This is a genomic window from Stenotrophomonas nitritireducens (assembly GCF_001431425.1).
Taxonomy (GTDB): Bacteria; Pseudomonadota; Gammaproteobacteria; order Xanthomonadales; family Xanthomonadaceae; genus Stenotrophomonas; species Stenotrophomonas nitritireducens.
The window spans coordinates 39,396-62,012 of sequence record NZ_LDJG01000025.1; the positions used below are offsets into that span (position 1 = coordinate 39,396).

Consider the following 22,617-nt stretch of genomic DNA (forward strand, 5'->3'; position numbering starts at 1 on the left):
TCAGCCTCCGGCGGCCTGGTCCTTGTCGCGCAGGCCCTGCACCACGGCATCGACCAGGTCCTGCAGGGTGTCGCTGCCGAGGCTGTCGGCGCGGCTGTCCGGGAAAGTGAAGTCGAAGTGTTCCTCCAGGTCGAAGATCAGCTCGACCGCATCCAGCGAGGCGACGCCGATGTCCTTCAACGTCGCCTGCGGCGTCAGCGCCGCCGGGTCGATGTTGCCCTGCATATGCTTGAGGATCATGTCGTTGATCGTGGTACGAATGGCGTCCACATCCGGAACTGCGTTCATCGTGCGTCCTCCTGGGTGGGTACTGCATATCGATCCGGAGCCCGCCGCGCCCACACACGGAGCGCGGAGGCCATGCGGACCGCGTATTACTTCGCCTTGCCGATCAGCTGGTCCAGCAGGGCGATCGCGGTGTCGATCTCCTCGTGCGTGATGTCCAGCGACGGCGCGAAGGTGATGACGTTCTTGTACCAGCCACCGACATCCAGCACCAAGCCCATGCGCTTGCCCTGGTGCAGCAGGTCGCCGGCCAGGCCGATGTCGACCATGCGGTCGAGCAGCTCCTTGTTCGGGGTGAAGCCGTCGGTCTGGCAGATCTCCGCACGCAGCGCCAGGCCCAGGCCGTCGACGTCGCCGATCTCCGGATGCTTCTTCTGCAGCCCGCGCAGGCCGTCGAGGAAGTACGCGCCCTTCTCCGGCACGGTGCGCTCGTAGTCCATTTCCCTGCCCAGCTTCAGTACTTCCAGGCCCAGGCGGGTGCCCAGCGGATTGGAGTTGAACGTGGAATGGGTGGAACCCGGCGGGAACACGGTCGGGTTGATCAGCTCCTCGCGCGCCCACAGGCCGGACAGCGGGTTCAGGCCGTTGGTCAGCGCCTTGCCGAACACCAGCACGTCCGGGGTCACCCCGAAGTGCTCGATCGACCACAGTTTGCCGGTGCGCCAGAAGCCCATCTGGATCTCGTCGACGACCATCAGGATGCCGTACTTGTCCAGCACGCGCTTGAGCCCGGTGAAGAAGTTGCGCGGCGGAATCACGTAGCCGCCGGTGCCCTGGATCGGCTCGACGTAGAACGCGGCGTATTCGGCCTGGCCGACCTTGGGGTCCCACACGCCGTTGTATTCGCTCTCGAACAGGCGCTCGAACTGCCACACGCAATGATCGGAGTACTCGTCCGGGGTCATGCCCTTAGGGCGACGGAACGGATACGGGAACGGAATGAACATCGCGCGCTCGCCGAAGTGGCCGTAACGGCGGCGATAGCGGTAGCTGGAGGTGATCGACGAGGCGCCCAGGGTACGGCCGTGGTAGCCGCCCTCGAAGGCGAACATCAGGCTCTTGCCGCCGCGCGCGTTGCGCACGATCTTCAGCGAATCCTCGATCGCCTGCGCGCCGCCGACGTTGAAGTGCACGCGGCCATCAAGGCCGAATTTTTCCCTGGCATCCACCGCGATGGTTTTGGCCAGCTGCACGCGGGTCGGGTGCAGGTACTGGCTGGCGACCTGCGGCAGCTGGTCGATCTGGTCCTTGAGCGCGTCGTTCAGGCGCTTGTTGGAATAGCCGAAATTGCACGCCGAGTACCACATCTGCAGGTCCAGGAACGGCGTGCCCTGCGCATCGAACATGTAGCTGCCTTCGCAGCGGTGGAAGATCTTCGGCGGGTCCACGTAGTGCACGGTGTCGCCGAAGGAGCTGTAGCGCGCCTCGTCGGCGAGCAGCTGGGAATCGTCGATCAGGGGGGCAACGTTCTTGTCGAATGCATTCATCGGGAGGGCCTGGTGGGTTCGAGGCGGTCAGGCCGGCAGCGCGGCCGGCAACGGGGAATGGGCGGGCGGCAGCAGGCTTCCATCGAGCAGGCGCGGCAGCAGCTCGATGGCGTCCTGGAAGCCGGTGATGGGCATGTACGGAATGCCGGCGGCGCGGCAATGCTCGATGAGCCTGTGCTTGGCGAAGACGAAATCGACGCGGTTGGCGACACAGAAATCGGAAGCGCCATCGCCGATGAGCAGCACGCGTTCGTCATCGCGCCTGCGGCCCGGCGCGGCGAAGCTGCATTTGCAGGTGCCGCTTCCGCAGCCTTCGGCCTGCAGCGGCGACTCCAGCGTCCAGCGATCGGGCGCGCGCGCGACGAGGTGGTTCGCCGACACCGGCAGGTCCTGCAGGCCGTGCCGGGCGAGGATGCGGTGGATCGCGTGGTCCAGGCCATCGCTGACGATGCGCAGCGGCACGCCGGCGGCAGCGGCCTGCCCGACGAAATCGGGAAAGCCCTGGTCGATGCGCACCGCGTCCAGGTGCGCGTCCAGCGTCGGGCGATCCAGTTCCAGCAGTTCCACCTGCCCGCGCATGCACTGCCGCGAGCCGATTCGCCCCGCGCGCCAGTCGTCTTCCAGCTGCTGCCAGCCCGGACGGCCGTACTCGCTCAGCAGCGAGTCGATCACATCCTCCACGCTCACCGTGCCATCGAAGTCGCACAGGATGGTCCAACGCATGCATCGCTCCAGCATCTTCGGAAAACGTCGTATCCGCTTGATGGGGCACTCTAGGCAGGGTTTCTTTCGCGTCCCTTTCTCCTGGCCCGCAGGCCGGCGCCGGGTGCTGAAGCGTTAAGCGATGTCGGAAACCTGTTCAGACGGTTCCCCATGGACGCCGGGAACCCTGGGCCGCATGCTGCGGTCCATCACGTTCCCCCACCGCGTGCCGCCCCGATGTCCTCTTCTTCTTCCCGGCTTCCCCTGCTCCTGGCCCTGGGCATCGCCAACGCCTTGCTGCTGCCGGCACAGGCACGGGCAGCCGACGATGTCCCCACCGATGGCGACAGGAAGGTCAACATCGCGCTCGGCGTCGGCGGCCAGTACCTGCCGGGCTGGCTCGGTTCGGGCCAGCGCCAATGGCAGACCGTGCCGTTCTTCGACATCGAGATGCCCGGCGTCGGCGAACTGTCCAGCACCGATGGCCTGACCCTGCACCTGCCGCATGACGGGCCGTGGGAAGCCGGCATCTACGGCGACTACCTGTGGGGCCGCAGCCGCTCCGATCTCGGCCCACGGCTGGCCGGGAAAATCCCGTCGCTGTCGCCGCGGGTACATGGCGGCGTCTATGCCGAATACCAGTTCGACGGGCACAGCGCGCTGGGCGCCCGACTCGGCCACGACCTCACCGGCAACAGCGCCTACCTGGCGGCCTACTACGACCGCGACCTGCCGCAGGTCTGGTACATCCAGCATTCCGTGGAACTGGGCTGGCGCGGCATGAACCGCGCGGCGATGAACCGCTACTTCGGCGTGTCCGCGCAGTCGGCCACGCAACTGCAGACCGATGCATGGTCGCCCGGCAGCGGCAGCCAGCAGCTGTCGGCCAACTACTCGGCCTTCGTCCCCACCAGCCAGCACACCGGATTCGCGTTCTCGCTCGACTACTCGCGCCTGCTCGGCGGCGCGGCCTCCAGCCCGCTGGTGCGGCAGTTCGGCAGCCGCAACCAGCTGGAAGAATCCATCGCCTTCGTCTACCACTTCTGAGCAGGCCGTCCGCGGCACGGCCGTGCCGGTCATGGCGCCGACGGCCCGGTCCCACACCTGCCGCAGCCCGATCCTGGAACCCGACATCGGCCTGCGACTGGCCGGATCCGGCACCCCGGCCGGACCAGCTTGAAGACCGGGAACACCCCCGCATCCGGATCGCGCGCGGGCACCACGCCGGTGGTGGCACCTCATCCCGTCACGGCGCCCGCCGATGCCGCCGGGCCTGCCGCGTGAGCGGCAGGCCCGCACGTTTCACTTCAGCGCGACCGAGGGGAAATCCACGGGAACGTCCAGCGCGACATTGACGTAGTTGGTGAAAAGATTCAGCGCGACATGGGCCATGATCTCGACGATCTGGGCGTCGCCGAAGCCGGCGCTGCGCAACTGTTCCACATCGGCGGCGCCGACCTGGGCGCGCTGTTCCACCACCTTCAGCGCGAAGGCCAGCGCCGCCGCCGTCCGCGCGTCGGCGGACTGCCCCACCTGGGCGGCCGCCATTTCGGCAGGACTCGCACCGGCGTTCTGGCCCAGCACGGTGTGGGCCGCCAGGCAGTACTCGCAGCGGTTGCGGTTGGCGATCGCCACGGCGATCTGCTCGCCCAGCCTGCCGCCCAGGCTGCCGCGCCCCAGCGCACCGAAAGCGCTCCACATGCTCTGCAGGGCGGCAGGGGAATTGGCCACGGCCTTGAACATGTTCGGCGTGGCGCCGAAGGCCTGGTGGATCTGCGCCAGCAACGGCTGGCTGGCGGCGGGAAGCTGATTGGATTCGAGGTTGACGCGGGACATGCCGATCTCCTTGGGGGACATTCCGAACCGGCCAGGTATCGCCGGTGGGAGGCAGTATCCGCAGATCACCCGTATGATTGGATACCTTTCATACACAAAAGAGATCAATCCGTACCCATGCAGCCCCCTGTCCCCATCGACCGTCTCTCCAGCCTGCTGGGACGATTCCGCGTGCAGGCCAGGCTGCATCACTCCGGCGCACTGTGCGGACTCCAGCGCTTCGATGCCAGCGAGGGCAATGGCTATCTGCACGTGCTGCGCCGCGGCCGGCTGGAACTGAGCCATCCCTCGTCGCGGGAGGTTCCGCGCCGCATGCACTTCGACGAACCGACGCTGCTGTTCTATCCGCGTCCGTTCACCCATCGGTTCCACAATCCTCCCGCGGAGGGCGCCGACTTCACCTGCGCGCGGCTGATCTTCGACGGGGGACCGGAGAACCCCCTGGCGCGCGCGCTGCCGCCCTTGATCGCCCTGCCCCTGGCGCAGGTCGACGGGCTCGGGATGGCGCTGGAACTGCTGTTCGCCGAGACCGACCGCGTGCGCTGCGGGCAGCGGCTGCTCGCCGACCGCCTGTTCGAAGTGGTGGTGCTGCAGCTGCTGCGCTGGCTGCTGGATCACCCGCAGCAGGCGGGCATCCGCCCCGGGCTGATCACCGGGCTGTCCGACCCCCGCCTGGCGCGCGCCCTGGTGGCGATGCACGACCATCCCGGCGAATCATGGACACTGGAGCGCATGGCCGGGCACGCCGGCATGTCGCGTACCGCATTCGCCAACACCTTCCGCGAACGGGTCGGCCAGACCCCCGCCGACTACCTCGGCGGCTGGCGCATCGCGCTGGCACAGAACCGGCTGCGCGAAGGCCGCCCCATCAAGCTGCTGGCCGAGGAGCTCGGCTATGCGAACCCCTCGGCGCTGTCGCGCGCCTTCTCGGCGCGGGTGGGCTTCTCACCGCGGGAATGGCTGGCCCGGCACATGCCTTGAAAGCGCCGCCATCCGGCTCGACGGCGGCACTGCCATGCGCATGGCGACTCAGGTCCCGGGAGTCCGCCTTATTCCCACTCGATCGTCGCCGGCGGCTTGCCGGAAATGTCGTAGACCACGCGCGAGACGCCGCGCAGCTCGTTGATGATGCGGTTGGAGACGCGGCCGAGGAAGTCGTACGGCAGGTGCGCCCAATGCGCGGTCATGAAGTCGATGGTTTCGACCGCACGCAGTGCGATCACCCACTCGTAGGCACGTGCATCGCCCACCACGCCCACCGACTTGACCGGCAGGAACACGGCAAACGCCTGGCTGGTCTTGTCATACAGATCAGCCGCACGCAGTTCCTCGATGAAGATCGCATCGGCCTTGCCCAGCAGTTCGGCGTACTCGCGCTTCACTTCGCCGAGGATACGCACGCCCAGGCCCGGGCCCGGGAACGGGTGGCGGTAGACCATGGTCCGCGGCAAGCCGAGTTCGACGCCGAGACGACGCACTTCGTCCTTGAACAGCTCGCGCAGCGGCTCAACTAGTTTGAGCTTCATGTCTTCCGGCAGGCCGCCCACATTGTGGTGGCTCTTGATGACGTGGGCCTTGCCGGTCTTGCTACCGGCCGACTCGATCACGTCCGGATAGATGGTGCCCTGTGCCAGCCACTTGGCGTTGCTGAGCTTGTTCGACTCTTCGTCGAAGATCTCGACGAACAGGTTGCCGATGATCTTGCGCTTGGCTTCCGGATCGCTGACGCCTTCCAGCGCCTTGAAGTAACGGTCGGCCGCGTTCACGCGCACGACCTTGACGCCCATGTTATCGGCCATCATCTGCATGACCTGGTCGCCTTCCTGGAAGCGCAGCAGGCCGGTGTCGACGAACACGCAGGTCAGCTGGGCGCCGATGGCCCTGTGCAGCAGCGCGGCCACGACCGACGAATCGACACCGCCGGACAGGCCAAGGATCACCTCATCGCTGCCAACCTGCTCGCGCACGCGGGCGATCTGGTCGTCGATGATGTTGGCCGCGGTCCACAGCGTGGCGCAGCCGCAGATATCGGTGACGAAGCGCTTCAGCAGCGCCGAGCCCTGCCTGGTGTGGGTCACTTCCGGGTGGAACTGCACGCCGTACCAGCGCTTGTCTTCGTTGGCCATCGCGGCCACCGGAATGCGGTCGGTGACGGCGGTGATGGTGAAGCCCGGCGGCACGTGGGTGACGTGATCGCCGTGGCTCATCCACACGTCCAGGCGCGGCTCGCCGTTGTGGTCGGACAGGCCGCCGAGCAGTGCGTCGTTGCCGAGCAGCTTCACCTCGGCATGGCCGAACTCGCGCTGGTCGGCAGCTTCGGTGCCGCCGCCCAACTGCTTGGCCATGGTCTGCAGGCCGTAGCAGATGCCCAGCAGCGGCAGGCCGCTGTCGAACACTTCCTGCGGCGCGGCCGGAGCGCCGGCCTCCGTGGTCGATTCCGGGCCGCCGGACAGGATGATGCCCTTGGCGCCGAACGCGGCGATCTCGGCCGGATCGTGGTCCCACGCCCAGATTTCGCAATACACGCCGAACTCGCGGATGCGGCGCGCGATCAGCTGCGTGTACTGGGCGCCGAAATCGAGGATGAGGATCTTGTCGTTGTGGATGGTGGTCATGGGGCCTGGAGCGGATCGATGAGTCGGGAAACGGGGCGATGCGGATGCCGGCGGCGTATAGAGAAAGAGGAACGGGACACGGGTCCTCGTTCCTCTTCGCTCGTCCCGCGTCAGGCGCGGTAGTTCGGCGGTTCCTTGGTGATCTGCACGTCGTGGACGTGGCTCTCACGCTGGCCGGCGCCGCTGATCTTCACGAACTTCGGCTTGCTGCGCATGTCTTCGATGGTGCCGCAGCCCACATAGCCCATGGTCGCGCGCAGGCCACCGATCAGCTGGTGGATGATGCCGCCGACCGGGCCGCGGTATGGCACGCGGCCTTCGATGCCCTCCGGCACCAGCTTGTCGGCGGTGGCCGCGTCCTGGAAGTAGCGGTCCTTGGACCCCTTCTCCATCGCCGCCAGCGAGCCCATGCCGCGGTAGCTCTTGTAGGAGCGCCCCTGGAACAGCTCGGTCTCGCCCGGCGACTCCTCGGTACCGGCCAGCAGGCCGCCGATCATCACCGTCGATGCGCCGGCGGCCAGCGCCTTGCCGATGTCGCCGGAATAGCGGATGCCGCCGTCGGCGATCAGCGGGATGCGGTCCTGCAGCGCCTCGGCGACCAGGTCGATCGCGGTGACCTGCGGCACGCCGACGCCGGCGACCACGCGCGTGGTGCAGATAGAGCCCGGGCCGATGCCGACCTTGACCGCGTCCGCGCCGCAGTCCAGCAGCGCCAATGCCGCTTCGCCGGTGCAGATGTTGCCGCCGACGACCTGCACGTGCGGGAAGTGCTTCTTCACCCAGCTCACGCGGTCCAGCACGCCCTGCGAATGGCCGTGGGCGGTATCGACCACCAGCACGTCCACGCCGGCAGCGACCAGCGCCTCGACGCGGCGATCGGTGTCGCCGCCGACACCTACCGCAGCGCCGACCAGCAGGCGCGTGGCCGCGTCCTTGGCCGCGTTCGGGTTGTCGGTCTTCTTCTGGATGTCCTTGACGGTGATCAGGCCGCGCAGTTCGAACGCGTCGTTGACCACCAGCACCTTCTCGATGCGGTTCCTGTGCAGCAGCGACAGCACTTCGTCCGAGGCCGCGCCTTCCTTCACCGTGACCAGGCGGTCCTTCTTGGTCATGATGTGGCGGACCGGATCGTCCAGCTCGGTCTCGAAGCGCATGTCGCGATGGGTCACGATACCGGCCAGCAGGCCGTCGCTGCCCACCACCGGCACGCCGGAGATGTTGTGCGCCTGGGTCAGCGCCAGCACCTCGCGGATGCTGGTTTCCGGACCGACCGTGATCGGGTCGCGGATCACGCCGGACTCGAATTTCTTGACCTTGGCCACTTCCGCCGCCTGCTGCTCCAGCGACAGGTTCTTGTGGATGATGCCGATGCCGCCGAGCTGGGCCATGGCGATGGCCAGGCGCGATTCGGTGACCGTATCCATGGCCGCCGAGACGATCGGCAGCTTCAGCCGCAGGTCGCGGGTCAGGCGCGTGCCGAGATCGACATCCTTGGGCAGGATCGTGGAGTGGGCGGGGACGAGCGAAACGTCGTCGTAGGTCAGTGCTTCAGCCTGGATGCGCAGCATCGGCATACCCGAGATGTGGGGAAGCGCGTCATTTTACCCTTGTTCGGGCGCCGATGGCAGGGGGCCGGTGCGACGCAGTGTCGCGCCGGCATATGCCGTTCAGGGGTAAGCAGGCCGTGCCACCGCTGGCCGGCACCCGCAAACAGCGCCGCGGCTCATGAGGCTGCCGGCCAGCGGCCGGCAGTACACGGGCCGGTTCAGCCCGCCGCTTCGGCCGCTTCGATGGTGTTCTGCATCAGCGTGGCCACCGTCATCGGGCCGACGCCGCCCGGCACCGGGGTGATCCAGCTGGCGTGGCGGGACGCCGCTTCGAAGCCGACGTCGCCGACCAGGCGGCCGTCGTCCAGCCGGTTGATGCCGACGTCGATCACCACCGCGCCCGGCTTGACCCACTCGCCCGGCACCAGCTGCGGGATGCCCACCGCCACCACCAGGATGTCGGCGTTGCGCACCGCCCGCTCCAGCTCGGCGCGCGGGGTGAACTTGTGGCAGCTGGTGACGGTGCAGCCGGCGATCAGCAGCTCCAGACCCATCGGCCGGCCAACGTGGTTGCTGACCCCGACGATGGTCGCGTTGCGGCCGCGCACCGGCTGGTCGGTATGCGACAGCAGGGTGATGATGCCGCGCGGCGTGCACGGACGCAGGCCGAATTCGCGCAGCGCCAGGTGCCCGACGTTCTGCGGGTGGAAGCCGTCCACGTCCTTGCGCGGGTCGATGCGCTGGATCAGCCGGTTGGCATCGGGGATGCCCGGCAGCGGCAGCTGGATCAGGATGCCGTGGATCTTCGGGTCGGCGTTGAGCTGGTCGATCAGGTCCAACAGCTGCGCCTCGGTGGTGCCTTCGGGCAGATCGTGGTCGAAGGCCTCGATGCCGACCTTCTCGGCCGCGCGCCGCTTGTTGCGCACGTATACCGCCGAGGCCGGATCGCCGCCGACCAGCACCACCGCCAGCCCCGGCCGCGAACGCCCGGCCGCGATGCGCGCGTCCACCCGAAGCTTCAGGTCGTCGAGCAGTTCCTCGGCGATGCGGCGGCCGTCGAGGATGCGGGAAGTCGCCGCGGAGGCTTCGGCAGGCAGGGTCATGGGCGTGGGGGCGGGAACGGGTTGGCTATTGTCCCCGATTCGACGCGGCACGACACCCTGCGGCGCGTCCGCCAGCCGCGATCAACCGCGGTGGGCGCAGAACGCGGCGTAGTCGATGTAGCCCGGGAATGCGCGACCCGGCGCGCACAGCGGACAATCCGGATCCGGATGCACGCGCGTCTCGCGGAAGCGCATGCCCAGCGCATCGAAGCGCAGCAGGCGCCCGGCCAGGGGCTCGCCCACGTCCAGCAGCAGTTTGAGCACCTCGGTGGCCTGCATCACCCCGGCCAGCCCCGGCAGCACGCCGAGCACGCCGGCCTCGGCGCAGTTGGGCGCGAACTCCGGCGGCGGCGGTTCGGGGAACAGGCAGCGGTAGCACGGCGCCTGTCCGCGGCGGCGGCCGGCGTCGAACACGCACACCTGGCCGTCGAAACGCTCGATCGCGGCGTACACCAGCGGCCGCGCATGCTTGATGCAGGCATCGTTGAGCAGGTAGCGCAGCGGGAAGTTGTCCGAACCATCCAGCACTACGTCCACGCCGTCCATCAATGCATCGACGTTGCCCGACGTCACCCGCTCCTGGATCGCCTCCACCTCGATGTGCGGATTCAACGCGAGCAGGCGCTCGCGCGCCGAATCGACCTTGGCGCAACCCGTCGCCGCGTCGACATGGATGATCTGGCGATGCAGGTTGCTGCGCTCCACCACGTCGTCATCGACGATGCGCAGCCGCCCCACCCCGGCCGCGGCCAGGTAGAACGCCGCCGGCGCGCCCAGGCCACCGGCACCGACGACCAGCACGCGCGAGCGCTGCAGGCGCCGCTGCCCGGCCTCGCCCACCTGCGGCAGCAGCAGGTGCCGCGAATAACGGTCGTGGAAATCGCACTCGGCGTCATCGGCCCCGGGCCGCACCAGCGGCAATCCCGCCGCACGCCATGCGGCCGTTCCGCCCAGGACCGACGCCAGACGCGTATAGCCAGCGGCCAGCAGCGCAGTTGCCGCATCCGCTGAACGCCTGCCGCTCTGGCAGATCAGAACGATCTCCTGCTCCAGCGACGGCAGTGAGAGGGAGGGATCGGCCAGCAACTCGCCCATGGCCACCCCGCGCGCGCCTTCGGCCATGCCGCCGGCGCGTTCGTGCGCCTGCCGCACGTCGATCACCACCGCGCCGGCCAACTGGCGGGCACGGGCCTGTTCCGGTGTCAGTTCGCGAATGCTCATGGCCGGATTATCGGCCATGCCTTGCCCGCAGGTCGGGATTCATCCCATCATCCGCGACGCATGAAAGCCGCCGGCAGTGATGTTCGACAGCGGCGATGCGGCATTACGGAGTTGCGCGGCAATGCCCAGGCGCATGGCCGCGCGCCAGCCCGGATTGGCGCCAAAACGCCGTCGTGGCGTAGCCAGAAGAGCGGCCGCCGTCGATGGCGGCGGCAAACAGAAGGGCGGCCCTGCGGCCGCCCCTGCGTGATCACTTTCGACCTTTCACGTGTTTCATCAGGCGCCGCTTGGCCTTGACCTGGCGCTCGGTCAGCACGTTCTTCTTGCCCTCGTAGGGATTGGCGCCCTCGCGGAACAGGAAGGTCACCGGCGTGCCCACCAGTTTGAAGCGCTTGCGGAAGAAATTTTCCAGATAGCGCTTGTAGGAATCCGGCAACTCCTTCAGGCGCGTGCCGTGCACGATGAAGGTCGGCGGATTGGTGCCGCCCGGGTGCACGTAGCGCAGCTTGGAGACATGGCCGCGGATGCTCGGCGGCGGGTTGCTCTCGTAGGCGATTTCCAGCGCCTTGTTCACTTCGCTGGTGCTGAACTCGTGCGTGGCCGAAGCGTGCGCGCGATGTACCGCGCGGAACAGTTCGCGCAGGCCCGAGCCATGCTTGGCGGAAATGCGCACCACCTCGGCCCAGGGCACGAAGCCGAGCTTGAGCGACAGCAGGGTCTCGGCCTGCTCGCGCTGGTAGTCGGTCAGCCCGTCCCACTTGTTGATCGCGATCACCAGCGCCCGCCCGGCATCGAGCACGGCGCCAAGCACGCTGGCATCCTGGTCGGTGACGCCCTCGCTGGCATCGAGCATCAGCACCGCGACCTGGCATTCCTCGATCGAGCGCAGCGTCTTGACCACCGAGAACTTCTCGACGACCTCGTCCACGCGCGACTTGCGGCGCAGGCCGGCGGTGTCGATCAGGCGGTACAGGCGCCCGTCGCGCTCCAGGTCCACCGAGATCGAATCGCGGGTGGTGCCGGGCACGTCGGAGGCGATCATGCGCTCCTCGCCCAGCAGGCGGTTCACCAGCGTGGACTTGCCGACGTTGGGACGGCCGACGAAGGCGATGCGCACGCGCGCCGGGTCGTTGTCCAGGGTCTCGGCCGTGCCTTCTTCCGGCAGGCGTTCGAGGACTTCCGCCAGTAGATCGTCCAGCCCCTGCCGATGCGCGGCCGAAACCGTGAGCATCTCGCCGAAACCGTAGCGCGCGAATTCCGAGCGCACCGCATCCTCGTCGGTGCCGTCGATCTTGTTGATCAGCAGCAGCGTGGGACGCGACAGCTTGCGCAGCCAGGACAGGATCTCGTCGTCCAGCGCCGAGGTGCCGTCGCGGGCATCGACCACGAACAGGATCAGGTCCGCCTCGGCGGCGGCGGCGCGGGCCTGGCGCGCGGTGGCGCCGGCCAGGCCTTCTTCCTCTTCGGCGATGCCGCCGGTGTCGACGATCAGGAACGGATTGTCCTCGTCGAGCCGGCACACGCCGTAATTGCGGTCGCGGGTGACGCCGGGCTGGTCGTGGACCAGGGCGTCACGCGTACGCGTCAAGGCATTGAAGATGGTGGACTTGCCGACATTCGGCCGTCCAACCAGGGCGACCAAAGGCAGCATCGCTAGGACTCCTTAATTCGCCAACCGCCAGGCGGTCAGCTTGCCGTCCACGTTCTGCACCAGCAGAACGCCGTCGGCGACGATGGGTTGCGCGATCACCCGGTCGCGCCCGCTTCTTTCGCGGGCGGCCAGGGCGCCGTCGCCCAGATGCAGCCAGTGCAGGTAACCCTTGTAGTCGCCGACCACGACATAGTCGCCCTGGATCGCCGGACCGGTCACCGAACGCCGTGCCAGCGCCTGCTGCGACCACATCGCCGAACCGGAGGTCTTGTCCAGGCCGAAGACCGTGCCCTTGCCGTCGGTCACGACGACATTACCGGACGACACCGCCACGCCGCCGCCGCCGCCGTGATCGCGTGACCACAGCGGACGGCCGCTCGGGCCCTCGATCGCCATGGTCTCGTTCTTGAAGCTGGTCACATACAGGTTGTTGCCTTCCAGCACCGGCGCGCCATCGACGTCGGCCATGCGCTCCAGCTCGGTGCGGCCTTCCGGCGTACCGATGGTCTGTTCCCACAGCGGGCGGCCGTCCTGCATCGCCAGCGCGCTGAGCGTGCCGTCATCGTTGCCGACGAACAGTACGCCCGGGCCGGCCACCACCGGCGCGTTGCCGCGGACGGTGAGCGAAGGCAGCTCCTGCGCATTGAACCAGCGACGCTCGCCGCTGGCGGCATCCAGCGCCGTGGTGCGGCCGTCGTTGCTGCGCACGAACACCATGCCCTGCGCCACCGCAGGCGCGGTGATCACTTCGCCCGGCACGCGCGCGCGCCATTTCTCGCTGCCATCGGCCGCGTCGAGCGCGATCACCTGCCCATCCAGCGTGCCGATCACGACCAGGCCATCGCCCACGCCCGGGCCACCGGAAAGGCGCAGCTTGGCCTTCTTCTTTTCCTTGGCCGGCTTGTATTCCCAGATCTGCTTGCCGGTCTGCAGGTCGAGCGCGTGCACCCCACCCTCCACCGCGGCGGCATAAACGCGGCCATCGGCCACGGCCGGAACCTGGCGCACACCGATCCGGCCTTCACCCTTGCCAACGTTTGCCGACCAGATCCTGCCGACCTTGAGGGTGGGTTCGAACTTGACCAGTTCAGCCGGTTCCAGCGCCTTCTTGGCCTCGGCGTCCTTGCCGGCGAACCAGCCCTTCACCGTCGAGCAACCACTCAGCGCCACCGCGACCAGCGCGATGCCCGCGACATGCTTGAGTTTCATCAGATCTTCTCCGCCGCAGGATCGGCGACGGTACCGCCGGCGTCCATCAGCTTGATTTCGAGCAGGCGGCGTTGCGGAGCGGCCACGTCGAGCTTGGCCAGCGACTGCGCGTACAGGTCGCGCGCCTCTTCGCGCTTGTCCTGCGCCACCAGTGCGTCGCCACGGATCTCCAGGCCCGCGCTGTCGTCGGCATTGCCGAGCAGCGCCAGCGCGTCGGCCGGCTTGCCGGTCTCGACCAGCAGGCGGGCGATGCGCTGGTCGATCAGCGTCTTGAACTCGCCCTCGACCTTCAACCCGCGCAGGGTCTTGATCGCGTCCTCGTTCTTGCCGGCCTCGACCTGCGCCTTGGCCAGCTCCAGCGCTGCCAGATCGGCATAGATACCGGCCTTGCTGCCTTCCAGCGCCGCCACTTCCTTGACCGCCTCGTCCAGATTTTTGGACTGCAGGCTGCGGGAAACGGCATCGTAGCGGCTGTTGGCTTCGGCCAGCCTGCCCACCTGCTCGTTCTGCCACCACCTCCAGCCGCCGATCACGGCCAGCGCAAGCACTACTCCGCCAATGATTCCAGCGCCGTTCTGGCGCAGCCAGGTGCGGACACGTTCGCCTTGTTCATGCTCGTCGAGCAGGTCGTCAATCGCCATGCGTAACTCTCGCTCCAATCCTGCCGGGGGAGCCTTGTTGTTTTGATCTGCGCTTGTTTCAGTGCGAAACCGGCGCCACGGAGCCGTCAGAGGATACCGTAAAGCGGGCCACATTATTACCGCTTGTATACGGCGCCAGATCGATGCTGCCACCGTTCTGGCGGAAGTCGACCTCCGAGGCGTTGCCTACTTTCATGCGTCCGACCTGACCAGCCGCATAACCGCGCTTCTCACCGGCCCGGACCAGCGCCTTCTCGACGATGGAACCGTCGGGCGCGGAGACCTCCACCCAGCTGTCGCCACGGAACTCCAGGGCCAGGCCCGGCGATGCCACGGCAGCCTGCGGCTCCGCCGCCTGCCGCGCGAGCGGCGCCATCGAAGCGATGTAAGGCGCGCGCTCGGGCGCTGGGCGCGCCGCGGTTTCATCCGCGGCCGTACCGCCGGCATGCTGCGCGGCCGCCAACGACGCCGCATCCGGCACCACGTCCAGCGATGCGGTGCTGGGCGGGGCATCTCCGAACTTGCTCTGGAAGGCGTACCACACCGGCACCGCGAGCACGGCGGTGATGACCACGTACACCGCCCGGCGACCGAGGCTCTCGGCCAGCCGGCGGACGCGCGGCGTATGCGTATGACTGACCAGCCTGGGCGGCTCGACCGGCGCGATCCGCGCCTGCTGCAGGAGCCCCCCCAAGTCGACGCCCAGCAGCCGCGCATAGCTGCGCAGCTGGCCGCGCACGAAGACCGGCGCCCCCAGCCGCTCCCATTGCTCTTCCTCCAGTGCAGCGACTACCTGCACCGGCATGTGCAACCGCCCGGCGACATCCGCCACCGAAAGACCCGCCGCTTCGCGCGCCCGGCGAAGCTGCTCCCCGCAACCCACCGCCCCCTCAAAAGCGTTCATACCCGGATCATTGCTCACAATGCATCAGCCCTGGGAATTCGGGGTTGCGCCTGCAGGAAATTCCTCGCGCAACCGCTGCTGGTATCGGCCGACGGCACTCCTGTCGCCCAGCCGTTCTTCTATCTGAATGGCAAGTTGTAACACGGAAACCGTGGCCGGCGCAGCCGCAAGGCGCCTCTGATAGAAAGCCCGTGCCTCGAAATACCGCCCTTGCTGGAACTCGCTGCGCGCCATGGACTCCAGCGCATAGGCGTTGTCCGGTGCCAGCTCGAGCGCCTGCCGCAGATTCTGCCCGGCCCGCTCGCGCTGCCCCGCATCCAGCGCGCAGCCACCGGCGTTGGCCAATGCATCGGCCCGCTGCTCCTGGTAGCCGGGGTCGGCCACCGCGCGGTCGAACCAGACCAGGGCCTCGGCCGGGTGCCCGCTGGCGCACAGCCAGGCACCGTAGTTGTTCAATACATCCCCTTGCCGGGGCGCCAGCTCCGCGGCGCGACGATACAGCTCGCCCGCGGCTTCCATCCTGCCGCGCCGCCCCTCGACCACCGCCTGCATCGTGTAGGCCGCGGGATTGGCTGGCTCGAGCTTCTGCGCCGAACGGGCGTGATTGAAAGCGGCATCCAGTTCGCCGCGACCGAACCGGTCTCCGGCCAGCCGCAGCAACTCCTGGTAGCGCAGGCGCGTACGCACCTGCCGGTCATCGTGCACGTCGAACGGCTGTGCCATCTGCTGGTCCCAGCGGACCTTGGTCGCCTTGGCGCCATGCCCGCAACCGCCGAGCAGCAGCAGGATCAGCACCGACGCGAGCAGGCGCTCAGCCAAGCGCGTCCCTTTGTGCCGGGAGCGCATCCTGTGCCTGCAGCAGGCGGTTGAACTCGGCCTGGCGGCGGGTGCGGTCCATCACCTGCCCCTTGAGCTGGCCGCAGGCGGCGTCGATGTCGTCGCCGCGGGTACGCCGCACCATGGTCAGCACCTGCGCGTCGAGCAGGATCTTCTGGAAGGCGCGGATCTGCTCTTCGTCAGAACGCTCGTAGCGGGTGCCGGGGAATGGGTTGAACGGAATCAGGTTGACCTTGCCCGAATCCTTGGCCTGCACCGCGTTATCGAACTGGCGCATCAGCCGCGCCAGCTGGCGGGCGTGCTCGGGCTGGTCGTTGATGCCCTTCATCAGGGTGTATTCGAAGGTCACCGAGTCGCGCTTCTTGTTGCCGCGCAGGTAACGCGCGCAGGAGGCCATCAGCTCGGCGATCGGGTATTTCTTGTTGAGCGGCACCAGCGTCTCGCGCAGCTCGTCGTTCGGCGCATGCAGCGATACCGCCAGCGACACATCGCTCTCGACCGACAGGCGGTCGATCTGCGGTACCAGGCCGGACGTGGACAGGGTCACGCGCTTGTTGGCCAGGCCATAACCCAGGTCATCGCGCATGATGCTCATGGCGCGGATGACATTGTCGAAATTCATCAACGGCTCGCCCATGCCCATCATCACCACATTGGTGAGGCGGCGCATCTGATGCGGCACATTGCCCAGATGACGGGCGGCAACCCACACCTGGCCGATAATTTCGGCGGTGGTCAAGTTGCGGTTGAAACCCTGGGTCGCGGTCGAACAGAAGGTGCAGTTCAAGCCGCAACCAACCTGCGAAGACACGCACAGCGTGCCGCGGGTCTTGTCCGGGATGTAGACGGTTTCGATGGCGTTCTTGCCATCCACGCCCATCGCCAGCAACCACTTGTGGGTGCCGTCGGCGGAGGGCTTGTCAAACACGATGTTCGGGACGACGACCTCGGCATGCTGCTGCAGCTTGGCGCGCAGCGACTTGCCGAGGTCGGTCATCTGGTCGAAATCGGTGACGTAGCGATGGTGGATCCACTTCATCACCTGGTGGGCACGGAATTTCTGCTCGCCGAGGGTCTCGACGAAGAACTTTTCCAGGCCCGCGCGATCAAGGTCGAGCAGGTTCTGCTTGCCAGCCGCGGGCACCGACTTCGGCAGCGGCTGGATGGCGGGGGACTGTACGACCTCGTTCACGGCTTCAACCTTCTACTTGCTGCTCAGCGCGAAACCACTTCGGTGGCGGCGAAGAAGTAGGCGATTTCGATCGCGGCGTTCTCGACCGAGTCCGAGCCGTGGGCGGCGTTGGCGTCGATGGATTCGGCGAAGTCGGCGCGGATGGTGCCCGGCGCGGCTTCCTTCGGGTTGGTTGCGCCCAGCAGGTCGCGGTGGGCCAGCACGGCGTTCTCGCCTTCCAGAGCCTGGATCATCACCGGGCCGGAGATCATGAACTCGACCAGCGCGTTGAAGAACGGACGCTCGCGGTGCACGGCGTAGAAGCCTTCGGCTTCGCGGCGCGAGAGCTGCTTGTACTTGGCGGCCACGACCTTCAGGCCGGCCTTCTCGAAGCGGGCGTAGATCTCGCCGATCACGTTCTTGGCGACGGCATCGGGCTTGATGATGGAAAGAGTGCGCTCCAGCGCCATGGGAATTCTCCGGATTTGGGGCCGGTCTGGCCCGAGGGTACATGAAAAAAACCCGCGTGCGGACGCGGGCTTAGCCTGAATTGCGGTGGCTAATTCTACCGGGTGCCCCGGGGCTTTGCACAGCGGCAGATGAATGATGCTGCAAAGCAGCATGACGAGACCAATCCGCCGGGCGTAGCATCCAAACAATCGTTTGATTGACTTCATCGCCATGGGCAAACCCGCCAGCTTCTCCACCAAGGACCGCATCCTCGGCGCCGCCGAGGAACTGTTCGCCCAGTACGGCTTCGCCGGCACCTCGCTGCGGCAGGTGACCAGCCACGCCGACGTCAACATCGCCGCGGTCAACTACCACTTCGGGTCCAAGGAGAACCTGGTCAACGAGGTGTTCCGCCGGCGCATGGACGAGATGACCGCCGCCCGCCTGGACCAGCTGGAGCAGGCCCGCGCCACCCACCCTGGCGACCTGCGCGCGGTGCTGGCCGCCTTCGTCGAGCCGGCGCTGGCCATGGCCCAGGACCGCCAGAGTGGCGGTGCCTTCGTCCGCGTGATCGCCCGCGCCTATGCCGAGAAGAACGACAACCTGCGCAAGTTCCTGTCCGACCACTACGGCCATGTGCTGCGCGAATTCGGCAAGGCCATCGGCATCTGCGTGCCCGGCCTGAGCAAGGAAGAACTGTACTGGCGCCTCGACTTCCTGGCCGGTTCGCTGACCTACGCCATGGCCGATTTCGGTCTGATCAAGCGCCCGCATGGCATCAGTGAAGCCGCCCACCGCAGCAAGGCCGCCTATGAACTGATCCATTTCGCCGAGGCCGGATTCCGCGCCAGCGCGCATGGCGCCGCCCCGCCCTCCTCTCCCTGATTCCACCCGGTACCAACAAAGGCCCACCACCATGTCCAATTCCCTGCTGATCCGCCGCGCCGCCGTGCTGGGTGCCGGCGTCATGGGTGCCCAGATCGCCGCCCACCTCACCAATGCCGGCGTCGATACCGTGCTGTTCGACCTTCCCGCCAAGGAAGGCCCGGCCGACGGCATCGTGCTGAAGGCGATCGCCAACCTGGGCAAGCTGAGCCCGGCGCCGCTGGCCAGCCAATCGCTGGCCGAAGCCATCACCCCGGCCAACTACGAGTCCGGCCTGGAGCAGCTGAAGGACTGCGACCTGATCATCGAAGCCATTGCCGAGCGCATGGACTGGAAGCAGGACCTGTACAAGAAGATCGCGCCGTTCGTGGCCGACCACGCGGTGCTGGCCTCCAACACCTCGGGCCTGGGCATCAACAAGCTGGCCGACGTGCTGCCCGAGCAGCTGCGCCATCGCTTCTGCGGCGTGCACTTCTTCAATCCGCCGCGCTACATGCACCTGGCCGAGCTGATCCCGGCGACCACCACCGATGCCGCCGTGCTCGAAGGCCTGGAAGAATTCCTGGTCACCACCCTGGGCAAGGGCGTGGTGTATGCCAAGGACACCCCGAACTTCATCGGCAACCGCATCGGCGTGTTTTCGATCCTGTCCACCATCCACCACACCCAGCAGTTCGGTCTGGGCTTCGATGAAGTGGACGGTCTGACCGGCCCGCTGGTCGGCCGCCCGAAATCGGCGACCTACCGCACCTCCGACGTGGTCGGCCTGGACACCATGGCCCACGTCATCAAGACCATGGGCGACACCCTGCCCAATGACCCGTGGCATGAATTCTTCAAGTCGCCGAAGTGGCTGGACACGCTGATCGCCAAGGGCGCGCTGGGCCAGAAGACCGGTGCCGGCATCTTCCGCAAGGTCGGCAAGGACATCGTCGTGCTGGACCTGGAAAAGCAGGATTACCGCCCGGCCGACCGCACCGCCGCGCCGGAAGTGGTCGAGATCCTGAAGATCAGGAACCCAGCCGAGAAGTTCGCCAAACTGCGCGAGAGCCAGCATCCGCAGGCGCAGTTCCTGTGGGCGACCTTCCGCGACCTGTTCCACTACAGCGCCTACCACCTGGCCGACATCGCCGAGACCGCGCGCGACGTGGACCTGGCCATCCGCTGGGGCTACGGCTGGTCGCTGGGCCCGTTCGAAACCTGGCAGGCCGCCGACTGGAAGCAGGTCGCGCAGTGGATCGCCGATGACATCGTCGCCGGCAAGAGCATGAGCAACGCCCCCCTACCTGATTGGGTGTTCGATGGCCGCGACGGCGTGCACGCCGCCGAGGGCAGCTACAGCCCGTCGCGCAATGCCAAGCTGCCGCGTTCGTCGCTGCCGGTGTACCAGCGCCAGCGCTTCCCGGATCCGCTGCTGGGCGAGAAATTCGCGCCGGGCGAGACGGTGTTCGAGAACGACGGCCTGCGCATGTGGCACGACGGCGACGGCATTGCCGTGGTCAGCTTCAAGACCAAGATGAACACCGTCTCCGACCAGGTGCTCGATGGCCTGCAGGAATGCGTCAGCCGCGCCGAGAAGGATTTCCGGGGCCTGGTGATCTGGCAGCAGAAGGAACCCTTCTCCGCCGGCGCCGACCTGGCCGGAGCGCTGGGCCTGCTGCAGGCCGGCAAGGTGGACCAGTTCGAAGCGATGGTCGCCAACTTCCAGCGCACCAGCCAGCGCATCAAGTACTCGCTGGTACCGGTGGTTTCCGCGGTGCGCGGCCTGGCCCTGGGCGGTGGCTGCGAGTTCCAGATGCACAGCGCCAAGACCGTCGCCTTCCTGGAAAGCTACATCGGCCTGGTCGAGGCCGGCGTCGGCCTGCTGCCGGCCGGTGGCGGCCTGAAGGAACTGGCCGTGCGTGCCTCGCAGGCCGCAGGCCCGGGTGGCGACGTGTTCGCCGAACTGAAGAAGACCTTCGAGACCGTGGCGATGGCCAAGGTGTCCAACTCGGCGGTCAACGCCAAGGAACTGGGCCTGCTGCGCGGCACCGACAAGGTCGTGTTCAACAGCTACGAGGCGCTGTACATCGCCAAGGCCGAAGCGCGTGCCCTGGCCAAGGCCGGCTACCGCCCGCCGCTGCCGGCACGCCGCATCCAGGTCGCCGGCGACGTGGGCATCGCGACCTTCAAGATGATGCTGGTCAACATGCTGGAAGGCCGTTTCATCAGCCCGTACGACTACGAGATCGCCGAGCGCATCGCCACCGTGCTGTGCGGCGGCAAGGTCGACCGCGGCACCCTGGTGGACGAAGAGTGGCTGCTGACCCTGGAACGCAAGCACTTCGTCGAACTGGCCCAGCAGGAAAAGACCCAGGCCCGCATCGCGCACATGCTCAAGACCGGCAAGCCGCTGCGGAACTGACGGAAGACATCGGTAGTGCCGGCCGCTGGCCGGCAACCTCTTCCAAACCCTATTCAAGAGATCACCGCAATGACCAAGCAAATCCAGGACGCCTACATCGTCGCCGCCACCCGGACCCCGGTCGGCAAGGCGCCCAAGGGCATGTTCCGCAACACCCGCCCCGACGACATGCTGGCGCACGTGCTGCGCAGCGTCGTCGCCCAGGCGCCGGGCGTGGACGTCAACCGCATCGATGACGCGATCATCGGCTGCGCCATGCCGGAAGCCGAGCAGGGCATGAACGTCGCGCGCATCGGCGTGCTGCTGGCCGGCCTGCCGAACACCATCGCCGCACAGACCGTGAACCGCTTCTGCTCCTCCGGCCTGCAGGCCGTGGCGCAGGCCGCCGACGCGATCCGCCTGGGCAACGCCGACCTGATGCTGGCCGGCGGCACCGAGTCGATGTCGATGGTGCCGATGATGGGCAACAAGATCGCGATGGCACCGAGCGTGTTCGACAACGACCACGTCGCCATCGCCTACGGCATGGGCATCACCGCCGAGAAGGTGGCCGAAGAGTGGAAGGTCTCGCGCGAAGACCAGGACGCCTTCGCCCTGGCCTCGCACCAGAAGGCCATCGCCGCGATCCAGAACGGCGAGTTCAAGGACGAAATCAGCCCGTACGAAATCGTCTCGCACCTGCCGGACCTGGCCGATGGCCAGCGCATCATCACCCGCAACAGGATCGCCGATACCGACGAAGGACCGCGCCCGGATTCCTCGGCCGAAGGCCTGGCCAAGCTACGCCCGGTGTTCCGCAACGGCCAGTTCGGCGGCACCGTCACCGCCGGCAACTCGTCGCAGATGAGCGACGGCGCCGGCGCGGTGCTGCTGGCTTCGGAGCAGGCGATCAAGGACTACGGCCTGACCCCGCTGGCCCGCTTCGTCAGTTTCTCGGTGGCCGGTGTGCGCCCGGAGGTGATGGGCATCGGCCCGATCGCCGCGATTCCGAAGGCGCTCAAGCAGGCCGGCCTGAGCCAGGACCAGCTGGACTGGATTGAACTGAACGAAGCATTCGCCGCGCAGTCGCTGGCAGTGATCCGCGATTGCGGCCTGGACCCGGGCAAGGTCAACCCGCTGGGCGGCGCGATCGCCCTGGGCCATCCGCTGGGTGCGACCGGCGCGATCCGCACTGCGACGCTGCTGCACGGCCTGCGTCGTCGCCAGCAGAAATACGGCATGGTGACCATGTGTATCGGCACCGGCATGGGCGCGGCGGGTATTTTCGAGGCGCTGTAAGGTTCAAGGCGTTGCCTCGGTGGGCTTCATGGCGCGGGCCCCGGGTCGGCAGGGCTGCCCGGGACACGCCGTGAACCCATCCATGGGGGCTCGATGGCGCCAACGGTCCCGGGCAGCCCTGCCGACCCGACCCTTCCACCCTTCCCGCGGCGGAGGGGTGAGCAAAGTCAGGGTCAAAGGCCGGGGCCAGAGCCCTTTGCTACGCAAAGGGATCCGACCCCGACTCGACGCTCGCGGAAACAGAAAAGGCAGCCATCGGCTGCCTTTTTGCTTTTGCTCCTGCCCTTGATTCCGCCCTTCCCGTCCGCGCCCGCAGGAAACCTGACAGGCGGGACGGGTGGGCCGTTGCAGGACCGTTGGCGCCATGGATGGCGCCATCGAGCCCCCATGG

Annotated in this window: 20 protein-coding genes; 5 read left to right on the forward strand and 15 right to left on the reverse strand. The window is 67.4% G+C overall.

Going from position 1 to position 22,617, the window contains the following annotated elements:
• The 3 genes from ABB22_RS14765 to ABB22_RS14775 all read right to left on the reverse strand — a co-directional run bounded on the left by ABB22_RS14765 (nt 1) and on the right by ABB22_RS14775 (nt 2,495).
• Complete coding sequence (locus tag ABB22_RS14765; protein WP_055765090.1) at nt 1-288, reverse strand: phosphopantetheine-binding protein; 288 nt, start codon at nt 286-288, stop codon at nt 1-3.
• Nucleotides 289-374: 86 nt separating this feature from the next.
• Nucleotides 375-1,772 carry an aspartate aminotransferase family protein gene (locus tag ABB22_RS14770; RefSeq protein WP_055765088.1) on the reverse strand — a complete coding sequence of 466 codons (1,398 nt, stop codon included), beginning with the start codon at nt 1,770-1,772 and terminating at the stop codon, nt 375-377.
• A 27-nt stretch (nt 1,773-1,799) separates the two neighbouring features.
• Entirely contained in the window at nt 1,800-2,495 is a 696-nt protein-coding gene (locus tag ABB22_RS14775; protein WP_055765086.1) for an MtnX-like HAD-IB family phosphatase, read from the reverse strand.
• Nucleotides 2,496-2,711: 216 nt separating this feature from the next.
• On the opposite strand from ABB22_RS14775, the gene ABB22_RS14780 reads away from it, so the two are divergent.
• A complete protein-coding gene (locus tag ABB22_RS14780) occupies nt 2,712-3,521 on the forward strand; it encodes a MipA/OmpV family protein (protein ID WP_055765084.1) in 810 nt (269 codons plus the stop codon).
• Between the two features lie 255 nt (nt 3,522-3,776).
• Here the strand turns inward: ABB22_RS14780 and ABB22_RS14785 are convergent, their stop codons facing one another.
• Complete coding sequence (locus ABB22_RS14785; protein WP_055765444.1) at nt 3,777-4,310, reverse strand: carboxymuconolactone decarboxylase family protein; 534 nt, start codon at nt 4,308-4,310, stop codon at nt 3,777-3,779.
• Between the two features lie 117 nt (nt 4,311-4,427).
• On the opposite strand from ABB22_RS14785, the gene ABB22_RS14790 reads away from it, so the two are divergent.
• Complete coding sequence (locus ABB22_RS14790; RefSeq protein ID WP_055765082.1) at nt 4,428-5,291, forward strand: AraC family transcriptional regulator; 864 nt, start codon at nt 4,428-4,430, stop codon at nt 5,289-5,291.
• Nucleotides 5,292-5,359: 68 nt separating this feature from the next.
• Here the strand turns inward: ABB22_RS14790 and guaA are convergent, their stop codons facing one another.
• The 11 genes from guaA to ndk all read right to left on the reverse strand — a co-directional run bounded on the left by guaA (nt 5,360) and on the right by ndk (nt 17,679).
• The gene (guaA, locus tag ABB22_RS14795) at nt 5,360-6,925 is read right to left on the reverse strand and encodes a glutamine-hydrolyzing GMP synthase (protein ID WP_055765076.1); all 1,566 of its coding nucleotides are present in this window, start codon (nt 6,923-6,925) and stop codon (nt 5,360-5,362) included.
• A gap of 110 nt (nt 6,926-7,035) precedes the next feature.
• Nucleotides 7,036-8,493, reverse strand: a complete 1,458-nt coding sequence (guaB, locus tag ABB22_RS14800; protein ID WP_055765441.1) for an IMP dehydrogenase — start codon at nt 8,491-8,493, stop codon at nt 7,036-7,038.
• 197 nt (nt 8,494-8,690) lie between these two features.
• Complete coding sequence (folD, locus tag ABB22_RS14805) at nt 8,691-9,575, reverse strand: bifunctional methylenetetrahydrofolate dehydrogenase/methenyltetrahydrofolate cyclohydrolase FolD (RefSeq protein WP_055765074.1); 885 nt, start codon at nt 9,573-9,575, stop codon at nt 8,691-8,693.
• An 81-nt stretch (nt 9,576-9,656) separates the two neighbouring features.
• Nucleotides 9,657-10,796 carry a molybdopterin-synthase adenylyltransferase MoeB gene (moeB, locus tag ABB22_RS14810; RefSeq protein WP_055765438.1) on the reverse strand — a complete coding sequence of 380 codons (1,140 nt, stop codon included), beginning with the start codon at nt 10,794-10,796 and terminating at the stop codon, nt 9,657-9,659.
• A 250-nt stretch (nt 10,797-11,046) separates the two neighbouring features.
• Nucleotides 11,047-12,447, reverse strand: a complete 1,401-nt coding sequence (der, locus tag ABB22_RS14815; protein WP_055765072.1) for a ribosome biogenesis GTPase Der — start codon at nt 12,445-12,447, stop codon at nt 11,047-11,049.
• A gap of 12 nt (nt 12,448-12,459) precedes the next feature.
• The gene (gene bamB, locus ABB22_RS14820) at nt 12,460-13,656 is read right to left on the reverse strand and encodes an outer membrane protein assembly factor BamB (protein ID WP_055765069.1); all 1,197 of its coding nucleotides are present in this window, start codon (nt 13,654-13,656) and stop codon (nt 12,460-12,462) included.
• Complete coding sequence (locus tag ABB22_RS14825) at nt 13,656-14,297, reverse strand: YfgM family protein (RefSeq protein ID WP_055765068.1); 642 nt, start codon at nt 14,295-14,297, stop codon at nt 13,656-13,658. Before ABB22_RS14825 ends, bamB begins: the two co-directional genes overlap by 1 nt.
• A gap of 58 nt (nt 14,298-14,355) precedes the next feature.
• A complete protein-coding gene (locus tag ABB22_RS14830) occupies nt 14,356-15,219 on the reverse strand; it encodes a helix-turn-helix domain-containing protein (protein WP_055765066.1) in 864 nt (287 codons plus the stop codon).
• Nucleotides 15,220-15,225: 6 nt separating this feature from the next.
• Nucleotides 15,226-16,047, reverse strand: a complete 822-nt coding sequence (pilW, locus tag ABB22_RS14835; RefSeq protein WP_055765064.1) for a type IV pilus biogenesis/stability protein PilW — start codon at nt 16,045-16,047, stop codon at nt 15,226-15,228.
• Nucleotides 16,013-17,230 carry a dual-specificity RNA methyltransferase RlmN gene (gene rlmN, locus ABB22_RS14840; protein ID WP_055765062.1) on the reverse strand — a complete coding sequence of 406 codons (1,218 nt, stop codon included), beginning with the start codon at nt 17,228-17,230 and terminating at the stop codon, nt 16,013-16,015. Before rlmN ends, pilW begins: the two co-directional genes overlap by 35 nt.
• A gap of 23 nt (nt 17,231-17,253) precedes the next feature.
• Nucleotides 17,254-17,679 (reverse strand): nucleoside-diphosphate kinase, encoded by a 426-nt coding sequence (gene ndk, locus ABB22_RS14845; RefSeq protein ID WP_005409295.1) that lies wholly within the window; start codon nt 17,677-17,679, stop codon nt 17,254-17,256.
• Nucleotides 17,680-17,890: 211 nt separating this feature from the next.
• Between ndk and ABB22_RS14850 the strand changes: the two genes are divergently transcribed.
• The 3 genes from ABB22_RS14850 (at nt 17,891) to ABB22_RS14860 (ending at nt 22,226) form a co-directional block, all read left to right on the forward strand.
• Nucleotides 17,891-18,544 (forward strand): TetR/AcrR family transcriptional regulator, encoded by a 654-nt coding sequence (locus tag ABB22_RS14850; RefSeq protein ID WP_055765434.1) that lies wholly within the window; start codon nt 17,891-17,893, stop codon nt 18,542-18,544.
• 31 nt (nt 18,545-18,575) lie between these two features.
• On the forward strand, nt 18,576-20,948 hold the full coding sequence (locus ABB22_RS14855) for a 3-hydroxyacyl-CoA dehydrogenase/enoyl-CoA hydratase family protein (RefSeq protein ID WP_055765060.1): 2,373 nt from the start codon (nt 18,576-18,578) through the stop codon (nt 20,946-20,948).
• 69 nt (nt 20,949-21,017) lie between these two features.
• On the forward strand, nt 21,018-22,226 hold the full coding sequence (locus ABB22_RS14860; protein WP_055765058.1) for an acetyl-CoA C-acyltransferase: 1,209 nt from the start codon (nt 21,018-21,020) through the stop codon (nt 22,224-22,226).
• The last annotated feature ends 391 nt before the right edge of the window (nt 22,227-22,617 follow it).